At 37.9% G+C, this 15,685-nt stretch carries 14 protein-coding genes; 9 read left to right on the top strand and 5 right to left on the bottom strand.

All coding sequences use genetic code 11. The features are described 5' to 3' along the window. Positions 1–479 precede the first annotated feature (479 nt). The gene (locus ACIQXP_RS16570) at positions 480–1,034 is read left to right on the top strand and encodes an REP-associated tyrosine transposase (RefSeq protein ID WP_387505972.1); all 555 of its coding nucleotides are present in this window, start codon (positions 480–482) and stop codon (positions 1,032–1,034) included. Positions 1,035–1,222: 188 nt separating this feature from the next. On the opposite strand, the gene ACIQXP_RS16565 is transcribed toward ACIQXP_RS16570, so the two are convergent. Next, positions 1,223–2,425 carry a DUF763 domain-containing protein gene (locus ACIQXP_RS16565; RefSeq protein ID WP_387505973.1) on the bottom strand — a complete coding sequence of 401 codons (1,203 nt, stop codon included), beginning with the start codon at positions 2,423–2,425 and terminating at the stop codon, positions 1,223–1,225. Positions 2,426–2,550: 125 nt separating this feature from the next. Here ACIQXP_RS16565 and ACIQXP_RS16560 point away from each other — a divergent pair, with 125 nt between their 5' ends. After that, positions 2,551–3,654 (top strand): metallophosphoesterase, encoded by a 1,104-nt coding sequence (locus ACIQXP_RS16560; RefSeq protein ID WP_387505974.1) that lies wholly within the window; start codon positions 2,551–2,553, stop codon positions 3,652–3,654. Here ACIQXP_RS16560 and ACIQXP_RS16555 read toward each other — a convergent pair. Then, entirely contained in the window at positions 3,640–4,740 is a 1,101-nt protein-coding gene (locus ACIQXP_RS16555; protein WP_387505975.1) for a sensor histidine kinase, read from the bottom strand. The genes ACIQXP_RS16560 and ACIQXP_RS16555 overlap by 15 nt on opposite strands. A 146-nt stretch (positions 4,741–4,886) precedes the next feature. On the opposite strand from ACIQXP_RS16555, the gene ACIQXP_RS16550 reads away from it, so the two are divergent. After that, positions 4,887–6,353, top strand: coding sequence for a glycoside hydrolase family 130 protein (locus tag ACIQXP_RS16550; protein WP_293742166.1), 1,467 nt, complete (start codon positions 4,887–4,889; stop codon positions 6,351–6,353). A 177-nt stretch (positions 6,354–6,530) separates the two neighbouring features. Here the strand turns inward: ACIQXP_RS16550 and ACIQXP_RS16545 are convergent, their stop codons facing one another. Continuing rightward, on the bottom strand, positions 6,531–8,801 hold the full coding sequence (locus ACIQXP_RS16545) for a glycosyltransferase family 4 protein (RefSeq protein ID WP_387505976.1): 2,271 nt from the start codon (positions 8,799–8,801) through the stop codon (positions 6,531–6,533). Positions 8,802–9,020: 219 nt separating this feature from the next. Here ACIQXP_RS16545 and ku point away from each other — a divergent pair, with 219 nt between their 5' ends. Further along, on the top strand, positions 9,021–9,791 hold the full coding sequence (gene ku, locus ACIQXP_RS16540) for a non-homologous end joining protein Ku (RefSeq protein WP_387505977.1): 771 nt from the start codon (positions 9,021–9,023) through the stop codon (positions 9,789–9,791). Positions 9,792–9,913: 122 nt separating this feature from the next. On the opposite strand, the gene ACIQXP_RS16535 is transcribed toward ku, so the two are convergent. Beyond that, positions 9,914–11,032 carry an alpha/beta hydrolase gene (locus tag ACIQXP_RS16535; protein WP_387505978.1) on the bottom strand — a complete coding sequence of 373 codons (1,119 nt, stop codon included), beginning with the start codon at positions 11,030–11,032 and terminating at the stop codon, positions 9,914–9,916. Between the two features lie 139 nt (positions 11,033–11,171). On the opposite strand from ACIQXP_RS16535, the gene ACIQXP_RS16530 reads away from it, so the two are divergent. From ACIQXP_RS16530 to ACIQXP_RS16520, 3 genes are read left to right on the top strand one after another with little or no spacing between them, the layout of a single operon-like run. Then, positions 11,172–11,540, top strand: a complete 369-nt coding sequence (locus tag ACIQXP_RS16530; RefSeq protein ID WP_378936926.1) for a SpoIIAA family protein — start codon at positions 11,172–11,174, stop codon at positions 11,538–11,540. Positions 11,541–11,552: 12 nt separating this feature from the next. Then, complete coding sequence (locus tag ACIQXP_RS16525; protein ID WP_293742171.1) at positions 11,553–11,705, top strand: hypothetical protein; 153 nt, start codon at positions 11,553–11,555, stop codon at positions 11,703–11,705. Positions 11,706–11,714: 9 nt separating this feature from the next. Then, positions 11,715–12,533: a mechanosensitive ion channel family protein gene (locus ACIQXP_RS16520; protein ID WP_244278681.1), complete on the top strand. Its 819-nt coding sequence runs from the start codon at positions 11,715–11,717 to the stop codon at positions 12,531–12,533. A 4-nt stretch (positions 12,534–12,537) separates the two neighbouring features. On the opposite strand, the gene ACIQXP_RS16515 is transcribed toward ACIQXP_RS16520, so the two are convergent. After that, positions 12,538–12,906: a response regulator transcription factor gene (locus tag ACIQXP_RS16515; RefSeq protein WP_391527786.1), complete on the bottom strand. Its 369-nt coding sequence runs from the start codon at positions 12,904–12,906 to the stop codon at positions 12,538–12,540. A gap of 145 nt (positions 12,907–13,051) precedes the next feature. On the opposite strand from ACIQXP_RS16515, the gene ACIQXP_RS16510 reads away from it, so the two are divergent. Together ACIQXP_RS16510 and ACIQXP_RS16505 are read left to right on the top strand one after the other, a co-directional pair. Further along, positions 13,052–15,265, top strand: a complete 2,214-nt coding sequence (locus tag ACIQXP_RS16510; RefSeq protein WP_387505980.1) for an ATP-binding protein — start codon at positions 13,052–13,054, stop codon at positions 15,263–15,265. Then, complete coding sequence (locus tag ACIQXP_RS16505) at positions 15,266–15,685, top strand: response regulator (protein WP_090979148.1); 420 nt, start codon at positions 15,266–15,268, stop codon at positions 15,683–15,685.

Here is a 15,685-nt window from a genome sequence, read left to right as displayed (position 1 = left end):
CAGAGACTCTTGTCCATTCCAAAATCCGTAGAGCCCTACGGAACTCTACGGATAGAACCATACTATCCGTAACCTTAAGCGCAGCGTCTCTACGGTTCTAAGAATAGACTGAGTTTATAACTCATATACTATTCGTAGAGTTAAGCGCAGCGTCTCTACGGATTTAAGAAGAGAACTGAGTTTAAAACTCAGTAACAAACCGAGTCAGAGACTCTTGTCCATTCCAAAATCCGTAGAGCCCTACGGAACTCTACGGATAGAACCATACTATCCGTAACCTTAAGCGCAGCGTCTCTACGGATAGAACCGTACTATCCGTAGCGTTAGGCGCAGCATCTATAAGGATCTAAGAATAGACTGAGTTTATAACTCAGCAAAAATGGCGACTCAGAGACTTACCTATTCTATAAATTGTCTATAATCTACGGTCTATTTTGAAACGCTATAAATATCTTAATTCTAAAAACTTATATTAGTATATGGGGGAAAATGGTTATCAAATAAAAGATCAGGAAGCTATATATTTCATAACATTTGCTACTGTACAGTGGGTAGATGTATTTACCAGAAAAGAATATGCTGATATCGTTGTAGAAAGTCTAATTTATTGCAAAACCAATAAAGGTTTACGAATTCATGCCTGGTGTATTATGAGTAATCATCTTCATTTGATTTTATCAGTAAGTGATAGTAATCTATCTGATACGTTAAGAGATTTTAAAAAGTTTACATCGAACAACATCATTAAAGCAATCAAAAACAGTAATCATGAAAGTAGACGAAGCTGGATGCTTTGGATATTTAAAAAAGCTGGAGAAGAAAATAAAAGAAATAAAGATTATCAATTTTGGCAGCAGGAAAATCATCCGGTGGAACTTTCTACAAATGAAATGGTGGATCAAAGATTAAATTATTTACATGATAATCCTGTAAGATCAGGTGCGGTTAGGAGTGCAGAAGAGTACGTTTATTCCTCTGCTATAGATTATTATACAACAGAAAAAGGATTGATAGAAATAGACTTTACAGGATAAACAGAGTCTTAAAGTCTCATACACTATACGTAGCGTCTCCAAGGATTTGCTATTAGAACAGCGTTTTATAACTCAGTAACAAAACCGAGTCGGAGACTCTTGTCCATTTTACAATCTCAGAGTCCTTCGGAACTTTACATACAGAAACTGAAAACAATATTATAATAAATGATCTGGCAGAATAAAAATTAAAACAATTTCAACTGTTTATCTATGGGTGGCTTCTCTTTCCCAAAAACTGTTCGGCCACCGTATTTCCAGCTTTCCTCACGTTCCTGTTCAATTACTTTTTCAAAATCCATATTAGGAACGAAGTTTTTTTCTGCATTTCGGGCAATTTGATGTAGTGACTTTATCGCTTGTTGTTTGTCGGTATTGCCGATTTTCGCCTTATCAATTGCTTTTTTCAAAACATCAATCGTTTCATCATAAACATTTACCGGAACAGGGAAGGGGTGACCATCTTTGCCTCCATGAGCGAATGAATAGCGTGCGGGATCAGTAAACCGCGAAGGCGTACCATAAATTACCTCACTTACTAAAGCCATAGATTGCAAGGTTCTTGGTCCCATGCCTTCCAGTAACAATAATTCTTCAAAATCGCGGGGTTGCTTTTCCTGTGCCAGCCACAATATAGTGCCCAAACGTTTCAAATCCACATCTTTTGCTTTTACATCGTGATGATGAGGTAACACCAATTTTTGTATTTCATTAAGCATACGAGCAGGCGATTCAGCCGTCATGCCCATCATGCTCTGCCTGGTTTGATCAGCATTATTAGCTGTCAGATTAAGGATCTGGCCTTGATTAATGCCACAGACTCCCGTATGCGGTTCTTCTACAAAGGATTTTAAATTTTTGGAATGCCAATGGTATCTCCTCGCTGTTGCGCTCCTATCACTCATGCCTTGTTGCACCACTGCCCAATCGCCCTCATTGCTTAAAATAAAACTATGAAGGTACAATTGAAATCCGTCTTGGATGGCCGTATTATCTACTTTTGCACTGAGTTTACTCGCACGAACCAAATCTGTACCATCCAATCCGGTTTTATCGGCAATTTTCAGAAGTTCATTTGGTGTTTCCCTACTATGCTTTCCTTTGCCGCCACAGATGTAAATGCCCAACTCTTTTGATAAAGGATTTATGGATTTTTTTAAAGCCCCAATTACCGATGTCGTTATTCCTGAAGAATGCCAATCCATCCCCATTACCGCGCCTAAACTCTGGAACCAGAAAGGACTACTTAACCGGCGTATTACTTCGGCTTTACCATATTCCAATAATACGGCTTCTGTTATTGCTAAGCCAAGTTTGGCCATGCGTTGTGCCAGCCATGGTGGTACATGGCCATAATGTAAGGGTAAATCTGCGCTTCCCGATCTTTTCAATACTAACAAAATTAGTAAAAAATTTACAAAAGCGAAAAAGCAACTACCGGTTTAACGAAACAAAACGATTAATCATATTTTTTGTTATTTTAAGAAATAACATCCTGGCAAAGGCTTATTTATCTATGCGCAAATTTCTACAACGTTTACTCAGTTCCTGGATTATTCACCTGTCGAATAAGTTTAGTTCAAATCCCAACCCTAAACGCATCCATGAGGCTTTAGATAAACTTTACAAAAACATTAATGATAACCCAGGAAAACGTGGACTTATTTTCGAAGTTACTGATGATTATAAATTCATTATTTTTTCAGATCAGCATAAAGGTGCCAGAGATGATGCAGACGATTTCACTTTAGCTGAAAAAAATTATTTAAAGGCACTTCAGTATTATAATCAACAAAACTTTCATTATATAAATTTAGGGGATAGTGAGGAGCTTTGGGAGAATTTGCTCGAATCGGTAATCAAACATAATAAAGAAACATTCGAATCAGAGAAAGCATTTATTGCTAAAAATCAGTTCACCAAGATATTTGGCAACCATGATTTATATTGGGATAATGATCCGTTGGCTGGATTTAACCTCAACAGACTTTACGGAGCCGCGATCCGTATATACGAAGGAGCCATATTAAGGATGCCGGTAAAGAATGGCAAGCTTGATATTTTCTTAACGCATGGACACCAGGGTGACTTGCAGAGTGACGGAAATTGGTTTAGCAAATGGTTTGTAAGTACGATATGGGCACCGCTACAGTCGTACCTTCAGATTAATCTGAATACGCCGGCATACGATAATCAGCTTAAAACAGTTCACAACACACTGATGTACAATTGGGCGATTACCAAGCGTAATATGGCTTTAATTACGGGGCACACGCACCAGCCAGTTTTTGCCTCATTAACTCATCTGGAACGAATTTACATGAAGTTAAAAAAAGCAAAAGAAGAGAAAAATACCAGTGACATCGCGTTTCTAAATGCCGAACTTCACAAACGCATCAAAGAAGGAGACCAGGCCCCGTATTTTGGCAAATATGAGCCGGTTTATTTTAACAGCGGATGCTGCTGTTTTAGTGACGGCGATATTACCGGGATCGAAATTGCTGATGGCTTGATAAGATTAATCAAATGGTCATACCATACCAATATTGTACCCGAAAGGGTAATACTTGAGGAAATGAAAATCAACGATTTAGTGGATTCAAACTTATTTAACGGGTAACGTTACATAAAAAGTAGTTCCCAAATCTTTTCCATCGCTTTCTGCCCACAACTTCCCTTTATGGATCTCCACAAGCGCATTTGCCGTAATTAGTCCTAATCCATAACTATTTTCCCGATTTGTACTTACCGAACTCAGATGGGCAAATTTCAGAAAAACGCTGTCTAAATCCTCCTGGGTTAAACCCACGCCATGGTCTTTTATCGCAGTAGTTATGTGATTGTCAAAATTTTGATGGGTGATCACAATTTTATTTCCTATCGGCGAAAACTTGATCGCATTATCAATCAACTGGCTAAAAACCATAGCGATTTTATCCGGGTCAGCAAAAACCTCAGCAGTTTCCTGAATTTCGATTAAAACTGTCTGATTTTTGCGCTCAAGCGCTGGCGTAAATTCTTTTTTTACTTTTTCCAGAATTTGTCTTAAATCTATCTTATTCTTTTGGGGCTTAAATGAAGTTGCCTCTTTCCGGGCAGCACTTAAAATGCCGTTCAGATTATCAATCATCTTTTTAGATTGTGCATTAATCTTACCCGCAATTAAAGATGCCTTATCATCAATACATGGAATCCGGCCCAGCAATTCAGATTGTAGCGTAATGGTGGTCATTGGGTTTTTAAGATCATGAACAAGTACATGTAAACGATCATCATAAGCCCTTAAAGTTCTCCTTATTGCCATTCTGGACTCAAGCTTTTCAACTACCATATCAGCCAAATGCCGCAGCATTTTCAATTTCTTTTCGTCGACTGTTTTAGATTTTGTATCTGCAACGTAAATCAATCCAAGGTGATAACCATCAGGCGATACGATGGGTGCTGAAGTAAAAAAACTAAATCCTGCCTTAGCCTGATCTTGAATAATTTCCAATGCAGCTCCGCCGACCTCCGACTTCACGAAAAAATTACCATCACCCTCAAAGCAGATCCCGGCAAATAACACATCAAATATTTCGGCAGCCAGCTCCGTAATCTGGTCAAAAGCACTTTCTGGCGGGGTATTTAATATCTCATAATTAGACAGCTTTTTCAAACGCAAGGTTTCATCTGAGGAGATATCATGTTCTGCTTTTTCGTATAGCATTTATAGCACAATTTAATAGATGGGTGAATCACTAAAGGTAAAAATTATATACAATACCATAAACAATTAAGCAGTAATTTTCGTTATGTTTAGGTTAGAGATTACAGATCCGAATGCATTAAAATTACCATTATAACTTTTAAAAAATGAGACTATATATAGAACGTAAACCTGTTAAGGTAAATCCAGATACAAAGAGAGTTATTGCACGTTTTTTTTTTAATGGAGAGGAGAGGGCACTGGAAGTAATCAGAAAGGTCTTGGAATTTTCGGATGAAAAAGTGTTTTCACTGATATCGCCTATACTGCAGGAATATTCCAAAAGACACCGGAATATCACTAAAATCTTAACGCGTCATTGTAAGAAATTAAAAAAGCAGTTTTTAGCCCTGGGTATCTCATTCGAAGATATTGATGAATATACCCGGTTATTGATTGGCGCATATTTTACACACGAATATTCCATAGAATCGGCTGCTTTTTTCAATCCGAGTATTGTTGATGATCCTGATCAGACCGATTTAGTTGAAGGTGAAAAAAGGGTAATCATAAGCTTTAGGGCTGTAGGTGAGGGACACATTTCGTCTATCGTATTCCGACGTGCCTTAATTGATAAAAATAACAACATACAGGTTTTACCAGTTGGAAATTATGTTGATGAGGCCGAGGTAGTAAAGAATGCTATTTACATCAAAAAACTATTCCTGAAAAAAGCGGCTTATGCGCAGATTGATCCTGCTGTTTTAGAAGAAATTGAGTCTAAACTTGATGATAAATTTGAATACACCAGTTTAAGCAATATCATCAAAGATTCTAAAAGCTTATACAAAGAGAATCCGGCACGTTTAATCGAGTACGATAAGGTACTTTGGTTATCAGACACTTATCACACCATTACCTTTTCAAAGGATACGGATATTTCTGATCGTGTTATTTTTCCTATTTCAGAATTTGAACGCAAGGGAATTGAGGATGCTCGTTTTGTTAAGTTTATTAAAGATGATGGCAAAGTACTATATTATGCCACCTATACTGCTTTTGATGGTTCTTTAATTATTCCCAAACTCGTTCAAACAGAAGATTTTTATGAGTTTAAAGTGATTCCCCTTTATGGCGACGGTGCACAGAATAAAAACCTTGCTTTATTTCCGCGGAAAATCAAAGGAAAATATGTGATGATGAGCCGGATAGATGGATGGAACAATTACCTGATGTTTTCGGATAAGGTGAATGTTTGGGAAAACCCGATTCTTTTAAAGCAGCCCCGTTACGATTGGGAACTGGTGCAGATCGGCAATTGCGGTTCCCCTATAGAAACTGAAAAAGGTTGGCTGGTGATTACGCATGGAGTTGGGCCGATGCGAAGATATTGCATTGGCGTGAGTTTATTGGATTTGGAAGACCCCAGCATTGAAATAGGTCACCTTAAAGAACCCCTTATTATCCCAAATAATGATGAACGGGAAGGTTATGTACCAAATGTGGTATACTCTTGTGGTTCTATTATCAGCAATGGTGAATTAATTATACCTTATGGTTTATCAGACTATAGCTCATCATTTGCTACGGTAAACTTAGAATTGCTTTTGAACAGGTTATTAGAAAACAATTAGGTTTTAACCGCTTCATCAAATCGGATGTAAAACTCGTTTCTAAATCACTTCCATATAAAAAGCCATCTCTTGCCTGCAAAGGTAGAGGTGGCTTTAGTTTTTTTAGACCATCACATATATCAAAAAAAGCCGGCTCAATTCGAAACCAGCTTTTAATATTTCTGAAAATCTAAGTCGCTAACTAATCTTATCCACTTCCATTAATGGTGAAGCTAGCGTTTCATATTCCACTTCAGCAGTTTTTAGAACTGCCAGATGCGAGATGAAATAGGCCAATGTGCTTTCTGCACCCTGGTTTCTGTTTATACTGTTAAATTGTAATCCATCTGCGCAACCATGGGTTTCATAATCATACAATGGAATATGAAGACTATTTTCCCCTAAAAACCACTTATAACTCACATGCATCAAATTCAGATATTGATCATCTTTGGTAACCTCGAAGGTTTTTGCATATAATAAAACCATAGCCATTGTTTCAATGGCCTGTTGATCGTAAATTGGATTTTTACCATGCTTTTTCATCCAGCCAGCATTGCCCACAGGATTCAGGTACCCGTTTTCAAAAGAAAAGCTATTGAGAAACGCAATGCTTTCCATAGCAACCTGATACGATTCTCTGTTTCCGGTAGCTTCATAATGGTGAAGCAGCGCCAGCGGTAAAATAGCGTTATCATAGGTTAAAATATCTTCAAACCAATGCCAGTCGCCATCCTTATTCGCTTTGTAAGATGCCACCAATGCAGCTGCCAACATATTAATTTCCTGGCTGATTATTTCGTTTCCGGGATGTGCATTTAAGTAATAAGATAAGCCGATAATGGTATTCGCCTTTCCACGTAAATACTTTAATTCTTTGAAGTGTTTGATAGAGTGAGAAAATAGTTCGCGGCCAAATTCGCGATATGAATTGTTGGGCGCGCTGGAAACTAAATAACCCAGGGCCCAGATGGTCCTACCGAATGAATCTTCGGAACCAACCTCATCTAAATATTGCCTGTTAAAACTCAGAAAATTCCTGAAATTCCCATCCTGGGTTTGCATGTATTGGATAAAACTCAGGTATATTGGCATAAAAGCTAAAGCCCTTTTATTTTTATCCTGCTCAACAGCCATTAACGACATAATTAATGCCCTTGCATTATCATCAATGCAATAACCTTCTTTTAAATTTGGAATCCCAAAACGTGCATGCTGTATAATACCTGTATCATCTGTTAATAACGCAATGTGGTTTAAATTTAAAGCAGGCATCCCCTCTACATCAATAATCGGAGGAATTGATCTTGCTGCTTTAGTTCCTGCAGACAATGCTTCGTTCAAAACATCTAAATAAATACTGCCAATGGCTGGCCAGCGCAGATTTAACCCATATTTATATGCATTTTGTTTCAGTTCCCGGTATTTATCATTGTCACTTAAAAGATCATTAACAATTGTTGCCAGCTTATCATGATCTTTAAAATCGAACAATTTACCCCGGTTATCTGCCAGTAGTTCTTGTGCGTGCCAATATGGTGTAGAAATAACTGCTGCACCTGCACCAACAGCATAAGATAAGGTACCGCTGGTAATCTGCGCTTCATTTAAATATGGAGTAATGTATAAAGAACATGCTGTTAAATACTGATGAAGTTCTTCCTCAGACACGAATTTATTTACGAAAGTAATATTTTTTTCTACACCTAAATCTTTTGCCAAAGCTTTCAAACTGTCGCGATATTCCTCACCATTATGTTTTACTACTCCAGGATGGGTATTGCCCAGAATCAGGTACAAAACATCAGGGTGTTTGGCTGCAATATCAGGCAGTGCCTTAATTACGGTTTCTAGACCTTTGTTTCTGCTGATCAAACCAAATGTAAAGAGTACCTTTTTATTCTTAAATAATTCACTCTGTGCGATTTGATTATTTACGATAGGCTCTAAATCAGGAACACCATGTTCTATTAATTTAATAGATGCCTGTGGAATTTGGTAGATGCTTGTTAAAAACATCACAGCCTTTTTGCTCATTACCACCAATTTAGCCGTTTTAGATGCTATTTCCTTGATAATGGTTTGCTGCATAAAATTTGGTTCTTTCAAAACCGTATGCAAAATAGTGATGAAAGGTTTTTTTAACCGGTTAATTAGTGAAAGCAAAAAAACACCGCTATTACCACCATATATGCCAAATTCATGTTCAATAATACAAGTGTCTACATCACTGTTATTGATAAAATCAGCTGCTTCAATATAATCCTGTTGATTTTGTTGTCGGATAACAAATTTTACTTCGCCCGGGTACTGATGTTCGTTTACATCGTCCGACTCATTCATGGCCACTACAAAACTCTTGCGGGCATCGTAGGTAGAATTCAAACTTAAAGCATTAACTAAATTTTGGTTGAAGGTAGCTAAACCACACTCACGGGGCGGATAGGTAGAAATATAGGCTATTTTCATCTTTATAAATGTTTTCAATGGTAATTACACAATCGTGATCTCTTCGTTCCCTTTATTACTTTGAAAAATCATAATAGTTTCATAAGTATTTCTATAAGGTTATGGTTAAATAACATTATTGGTTCCAAATAGTTTGCTGTTTGAACGATTTACCGCCCGTAAAACCAAAACAATAAGTTTAAACACCTGTTAATAGGTTAATATTTTAAATATTTCGCTATGAGATCAATATGGAAAGGATCAATTGGATTTGGTTTGGTAAATATTCCGGTTAAGTTATTTTCCGGTGTCCAGAACAGTAACCTTGATTTGGATATGCTTGACGAACGCGACCATGCCAAGATCAAATTTTTAAGGGTAAATGAAAATACACAAAAAGAGGTTCCTTATGAGAAGATCGTAAAAGGTTACTTTTTAAAGGATAGGTACATCATTTTAGATAAGCATGATTTTGAAGAGGCTGCACCTGAAAAAACAAAGATTATTGAACTCGAAAATTTTGTTGATATCAAAGATATTAATCCCATTTACTACGAAACATCTTATTATACCGAACCTGAGAAGCAGGGTAGAAAGGCCTATAGCTTATTGCTAAAGGCCTTACAGAAATCTGGTAAAGCCGGCGTCGCCAGGTTTGTGTTAAGGAATACCGAAAATCTTTGTGTTATTCATCCCATGGAAAACGTTATTGTCATCACAAAAATTAGGTTTAACCAGGAAATCAGAAGTTTATCCGAAATTAATAAGGCGGATGATATCAGCATCACTAAAAAAGAAATGGATGTAGGACTGGCCCTGATTAAACAATACAGCTCAAAATTTGACCTGAGTACATTCAAAGATGATTACAGTGATGAATTACTGAAAATTATTAAAGCCAAGGCCAAAGGAAAGCGGGCTACCGTTAAAAAGATGAAACCGAAAAAAGCTTCAAGCGATGATCTGTATGACCAGTTGATGCAGAGTCTGGGTTCGAAGAAAGGAGCTTAGCCAGTTTGAAGTTGTCAGTTGTCAGTTTGCAGTTATTAGGTTGGAAGAGGAATTTTTAAAGTTTTACCCTTAGCGCAAATACGAAGCTGCATTGAAGTGTTTCCACTCCAATGCAGCTGATTTTATTTAAAAGCAGCTTTTAGCTGGTCAGCAACATACGCCTGTGCGGCTTTAGCTTCCGGTACTAGAAGCGACATGCCAAAAAACTCGTGTGTTACACCCTCATAATTTTTAAGATCAACCTTTACCCCGGCAGCTTTAAGCTTATCAGCCAACATTATGCCATCATCATGCAAAGGATCTATTTCGGCGGTGATGATCGTGGTTGATGGAAGTCCTCTTAAATTGGCATTAACCAGTGATATCTTAGCATCTTGTGCTTCGATCATGCTATTGAGGTATTTTTCCGTAAACCAGCCCATCATCGCTTTATTTAAAGGCTTTGCATTCGCATACATTTTATAAGATTCGGTATTCATATCCGCCTGCGCAATGGGATAGATCAAAACTTCGTGTACAGGAAGCATAATGTGTTTGTTTCTGGCCATAATAGAAACGTTTGCTGCTAAATTTCCACCCGCACTTTCGCCAGCTACTGCAATTTTTGCCGGGTCTGCCTTTAAGTCTACTGCATTTTTAACTGCCCATTCATAAGCTGCAAATGCATCATTGTGCGCCGTAGGAAATTTATTCTCTGGTGCCAGGCGGTAAGCCACAGAAACGACAATTGCGCCCACTTGCTCGGCCAGGGCCTGAGCAGATGCATTATAAACATCCACATTAGCAATAACAAAACCACCCCCATGATAATAGACAATGAGCGGGTAAGGCCCTTTTCCAACTTTAGGCGTGTAAATGCGCAGGTGAACCTTCACGTTATCGGCATCAATATCCTTTCCAGTGGTATCTACCTCAGGCATTGGTACCGCAAGATTATTTTGTTTTGCTACGTCCATTACCGCATCTGTTGGGGTATGGTTCTTACGTGCATCAGTAGCACTTAAAGTTTCTATAGGTTGATCACCATAACTGCTTAACTTTTCTATTATTACCTGCATTTCAGGTCTGATCGTTTTGCCCCATTCCGGTGCAGGCCCGGCAGGTTTTAATGTCGCCATCTGCGTAGAATCAGTCATGGAAGAATCTGTAACTGCTGTATTTTTTGTTCCGCCAGTACAGGCTGAAAGCAAAATGGTTGTTCCAAAAGCCAGAATAATAGGTTTTAGCAGGTTGTTTTTCATAGGGTTGTTTTATTTTTTAATATGGCTTTATAACGTAATCGGTAATACAAGTGTTTTTATGATAACACAACTTTTCAGAATTTATATAAATGGCAAACTTCTTGACAGTATGATATGTTCTTAAATAAACGAATAATTTATGTTGACAGAAATTACAGGACTACCAGATCACATTTTTGGCGTAAGAGCCACGGGAGAAGTTACCAGTGATGATATTAAAAGCGTTTTATTAACTGGTTTGCAAAGGACGGCCAGGAGGTTTAAAGAAATCAGGTATTTGCTGGTATTGGAAACTGACGTAAAAAATTTTACCGCCGGTGCATGGGCACAAGACATTAAAGCAGGCCTGCAAAATTTCAGTAAATGGAAAAAAATTGCAGTTGTAAGTGCTGAAAAAGGAGTGGAGTGGTTTACTGACGTATTCACCATCGCTACACCTGGTCAGTCGAAAGGCTTTAAACCTGAAGAAATAGAAGAGGCAAAAGCCTGGCTTAATGCTGAAGATTAACGATAAAACGATATGAAAGATTCAAAAACATCGGCCGAAAGTAGCAAGGCTACTGCACCGAAAAATGTTAAAGCCAAAGGTGCTGATGATGAAGTGACATCAGCAAAAGATGCGAATAAAGTGGATGTAACCAAAGACAAATCAGCAAAACAGAAAAAACAATAATCAGATACATTGAATACCATTATGAAAGTTGATGCGGGTAATGTAAACCGTTTTTATGATAAAGCTTACGATTGGATAATAGACAGGGGACCTTCAGTAATTTTAGGGATCATACTGCTTATTTTTGGCTTATGGCTCATTAAGCTGCTGGGAAAATGGATGCAGGGCGGCATGCACCGTAAAGACATCAATCCATCACTACGACCTTTTTTAACAAGCTTGATCATCATCACTTTGAGGGTTCTGCTTGTTCTTACCGTGATGCAGGTTATTGGCATTCAGCTTACTTTTTTAACCGTGCTGATTGGTGGTATTGGCGTTGCGGCAGGTTTGGCGTTGTCGGGTACCCTGCAGAATTTTGCCAGCGGTGTATTGATTTTACTCCTAAAACCATTTGTTGCCGGAGATAACATCATTGCGCAGGGCCAGGAAGGAACAGTAGCCTCAATACAGATATTTTATACCATTGTGAAAACATTTGATAACAGAACTGTTGTGATACCCAACAGTAAACTATCTAACGAGGTGATTATCAACATCAGCAGGGAAGGCACCCGCAGATTGGATATAGAAATTAAATTTAGCTACGGAATAGATTACGAGAAAGTAGTTTCCATTTTTAATAAAACGGTGGATGAGTTCAAGTCTTGCTTAAAAACGCCCGAAAGAAGAATTGGTGTATCCTCTTTAGAGGATAACGGTTTCAAAGCAAGTTTAAATATCTGGGTAAATGCGCATGGATTTACCGATACCAAGCTTTCATTTCTGGAAGTGCTGATGAAAAACCTAAAACTTGGAGGAATAAAATTACCGGGTATGCCTGATTAAAAATTTAGCTTTTTAATAAAGCGTAAATCTTATCCATCAACTCATCAATGTTGAAAGGCTTGGCCATAAAGTCATCTGCCTCTACACCATCAAGTGCATAGTTGCTGGCGTTATACCGGGCCGAAATCATCAAAACCGGAATGTCCTTTGTAGCCTCGGAATTTTTAAGTTCCTTTAAAAGCACCCTTCCGTCAACGTCAGGGAGCATAATATCCATGATGATTATGTCTGGATTGAATTCCTGAACATGGTTAATAAAATCAGCTCCCTTATTTAATCCCTCAACGTTAAATGCTTCGCTCTCTAAAATAAGTGTGATAACGTCTAGGATTGCATGGTTATCTTCAATCACCAAAATGTTTTTCTTTGCCAAAGTTTGAATGGTTTTTTTTTTTAAATTCAAACAAATATATAACAAAAAATAAATCTCAAATCTGAATTTATCAAATTAGAGACATTCTAAAATTAGGCTTTAAAATTGTTAATTTGCGAGATTAAAATGTTGCAACATCAAACACATGAGTAAATTTTCTGTAGACCTGACCAATTGTGATCGAGAGCCAATTCATATACCGGGCAAGATTCAATCACATGGTTTTCTGATAGCTGTTGATAAAACTAGCTCAACCATTTCCTATATCAGTGAAAATACAGGAGATTTTTTAAAACAAGATGCCAAAAGCTTATTAAATACCCCGTTATCTACATTAAATGAGTTAATCAGCCAACCGGATTCAGTTCTGCATATCGAGGATTTGTTAAAGCTGGGTATCATTCGTAAAAGCTTCGATGCCATAAGTCCGCATCCAATAGAAATTGAAGGAAATCCCTTTTACCTGATTATTTCTTCGTCAAATAACGATTGGTTATTGGAATTTGAACCCGTTACACTTCAATATGACATTCAAAGTTCTATAGGCCGTTCGGCCTCATCGATGCTTCAGGGAAAAAATATAGAGTCCTTGTTAAAAAGTGCTGCAAAGGAAGTAAAACGATTGATCGATTACGACCGGATCATGGTTTATAAATTTTTAGAAGATGGCCATGGTGAGGTGGTAGCAGAAGAAAAAGAAGCCGATTTGGAAGCATTTTTGGGCTTACACTATCCGGCAACGGATATTCCGAAGCAGGCCAGACAACTGTATAAGCTCAACTTAACGAGGTTAATTGCCGATGTAAACATAACCGATTCGAAGGTAATTACATTTAAGGAGGGTGAAGCGCTGGATTTAACAAACAGCGGCTTACGCGCCGTATCACCCATTCATATTCAATATTTGAAAAACATGGGCGTTCACTCCAGTTTTAGTATTTCCCTGATTTCTCATGGCGAGCTTTGGGGGTTGATTGCCTGCCATAACTATAGTCCTAAATTTATAGATTATAAGGCAAGAGAGGGTGCAAAGTTAATCGGACAGATTCTTTCCTCAGCGCTTGAATATCGCCAGGAAGAGGAAGATGCCAAAATTATTGAACAATTTAAAAATACCGCGAATATACTGTCAGACCATTTAAACCGGGATAAATATCTGATCGAAGCGATTACCACCCATAAACGAACCATTCTGGATGCCACTAAAGCCAGCGGAGTGGCGATCATTTTTGAAAACGAGCTTAAAACTATTGGAAATGTACCATCAGCAGAAGAAATAAGTGACCTTGCTTTTTGGTTAAAAACCACCAGCGATGAGTCGTTATATTATACCCATCGGTTGTCTGAAATCTATTCTCCGGCTAAGAAATACAAGTCTGTCGCGTCTGGCATTCTTTCATGCGTGATTAATAAGGAAATGGGCGAAATGATCATTTGGTTTAAGCCCGAAATGATTACACAGGTAAATTGGGCAGGAAATCCGGAGAAAGCTGTAGTTCCATCAGAAAATGGCTTGATGGGTTTATCTCCCCGTAAATCTTTCGAAATCTGGGCGGAGGTTGTAAATAATACTTCAGAAAAATGGATGGCTGAAGAAATTGCCTCCGTATTGAGGATACGCGAAATTATCATTACCGATATTAACAAAAAAGCAAACGAGATCAGATCACTTAATGAAAAACTTCAGGCCGCTTACGAAGAACTGGATACGTTTAGCTACACCGTGTCGCATGATTTAAGAACACCGCTTACCTCTATTAAAACCTATGCAGAGCTGATGTCTAAAAACAAAAGCATAGATGAGGGAGGTAAAAAAATGTTAAGCAGAATTTTGGTGGGTGCCGATAAAATGAACTTGCTAATTAAAGAGATTTTAAATTTAGCAAGAGTTGGCCGCTCTGAAGTTAATTTCGAGACAGTTGATATAGCCTCTTTAATAAGAGATATCACCAGCGAAGTTTGGGCAGCCTACAAAGCAGATCATGTTACCCTGGTTTTAGGACAACTTCCCAATATCAAAGGAGATAAAATCATGATTACACAGGTTTTTACCAACCTGATCGGAAATGCTGTAAAATACTCTTCAAATGCCAACAAACCCAAAGTAGAAGTTGCTGCGTATATAGAAGGGGGAGAAATCATCTATTCGGTAAAAGATAATGGTATAGGAATTGATAACCGTTATTACGACAGAGTTTTTGAGCTTTTTAAGCGCATGGATAATGTGAAAGATATTGAAGGATCAGGAGTAGGACTTGCTATAGTAAAAAGGATTGTAGAAAAACATCATGGCAGGGTTTGGTTTGAAAGTAAGTTAAATGTTGGATCTACCTTTTTTGTAGCTTTTAAAAACAGATAAATGAGAACACCAGATATATTTTATGTTGAGGATGACATAGACTATGCATTTTTTATGCAAAGTGCTGTACAGGAAGTTAAGGACACGCTTAATCTCGCCATAGTTGAAGATGGGGTAGAGGCATTGAAAAAACTTCAGCATTTTGCAGAACATAAAACCAAACCAAAGTTAATCCTGCTTGACCTGAACTTACCAGGCTTATCCGGTTTGGATTTATTGAAATTTATACGTGATATTCCTTATTTAAAAACCGTACCAGTTATCTTATTTTCAACATCCGATAATCCGGACGATGTAAAAGCATCGATAGAATTTGGAGCCAATGCCTACCTCACCAAACCGGATGGTTACGAGAACCTGGTTAAGTGCGTACATTCCGTACACGACTTTTGGTTTAACCAGCACTTGAGGTTAAATTAA

The sequence above is a fragment of the Pedobacter suwonensis genome, assembly GCF_044762335.1.
GTDB lineage: Bacteria > Bacteroidota > Bacteroidia > Sphingobacteriales > Sphingobacteriaceae > Pedobacter.
This window is presented reverse-complemented; position numbering and strand designations above follow the sequence as displayed.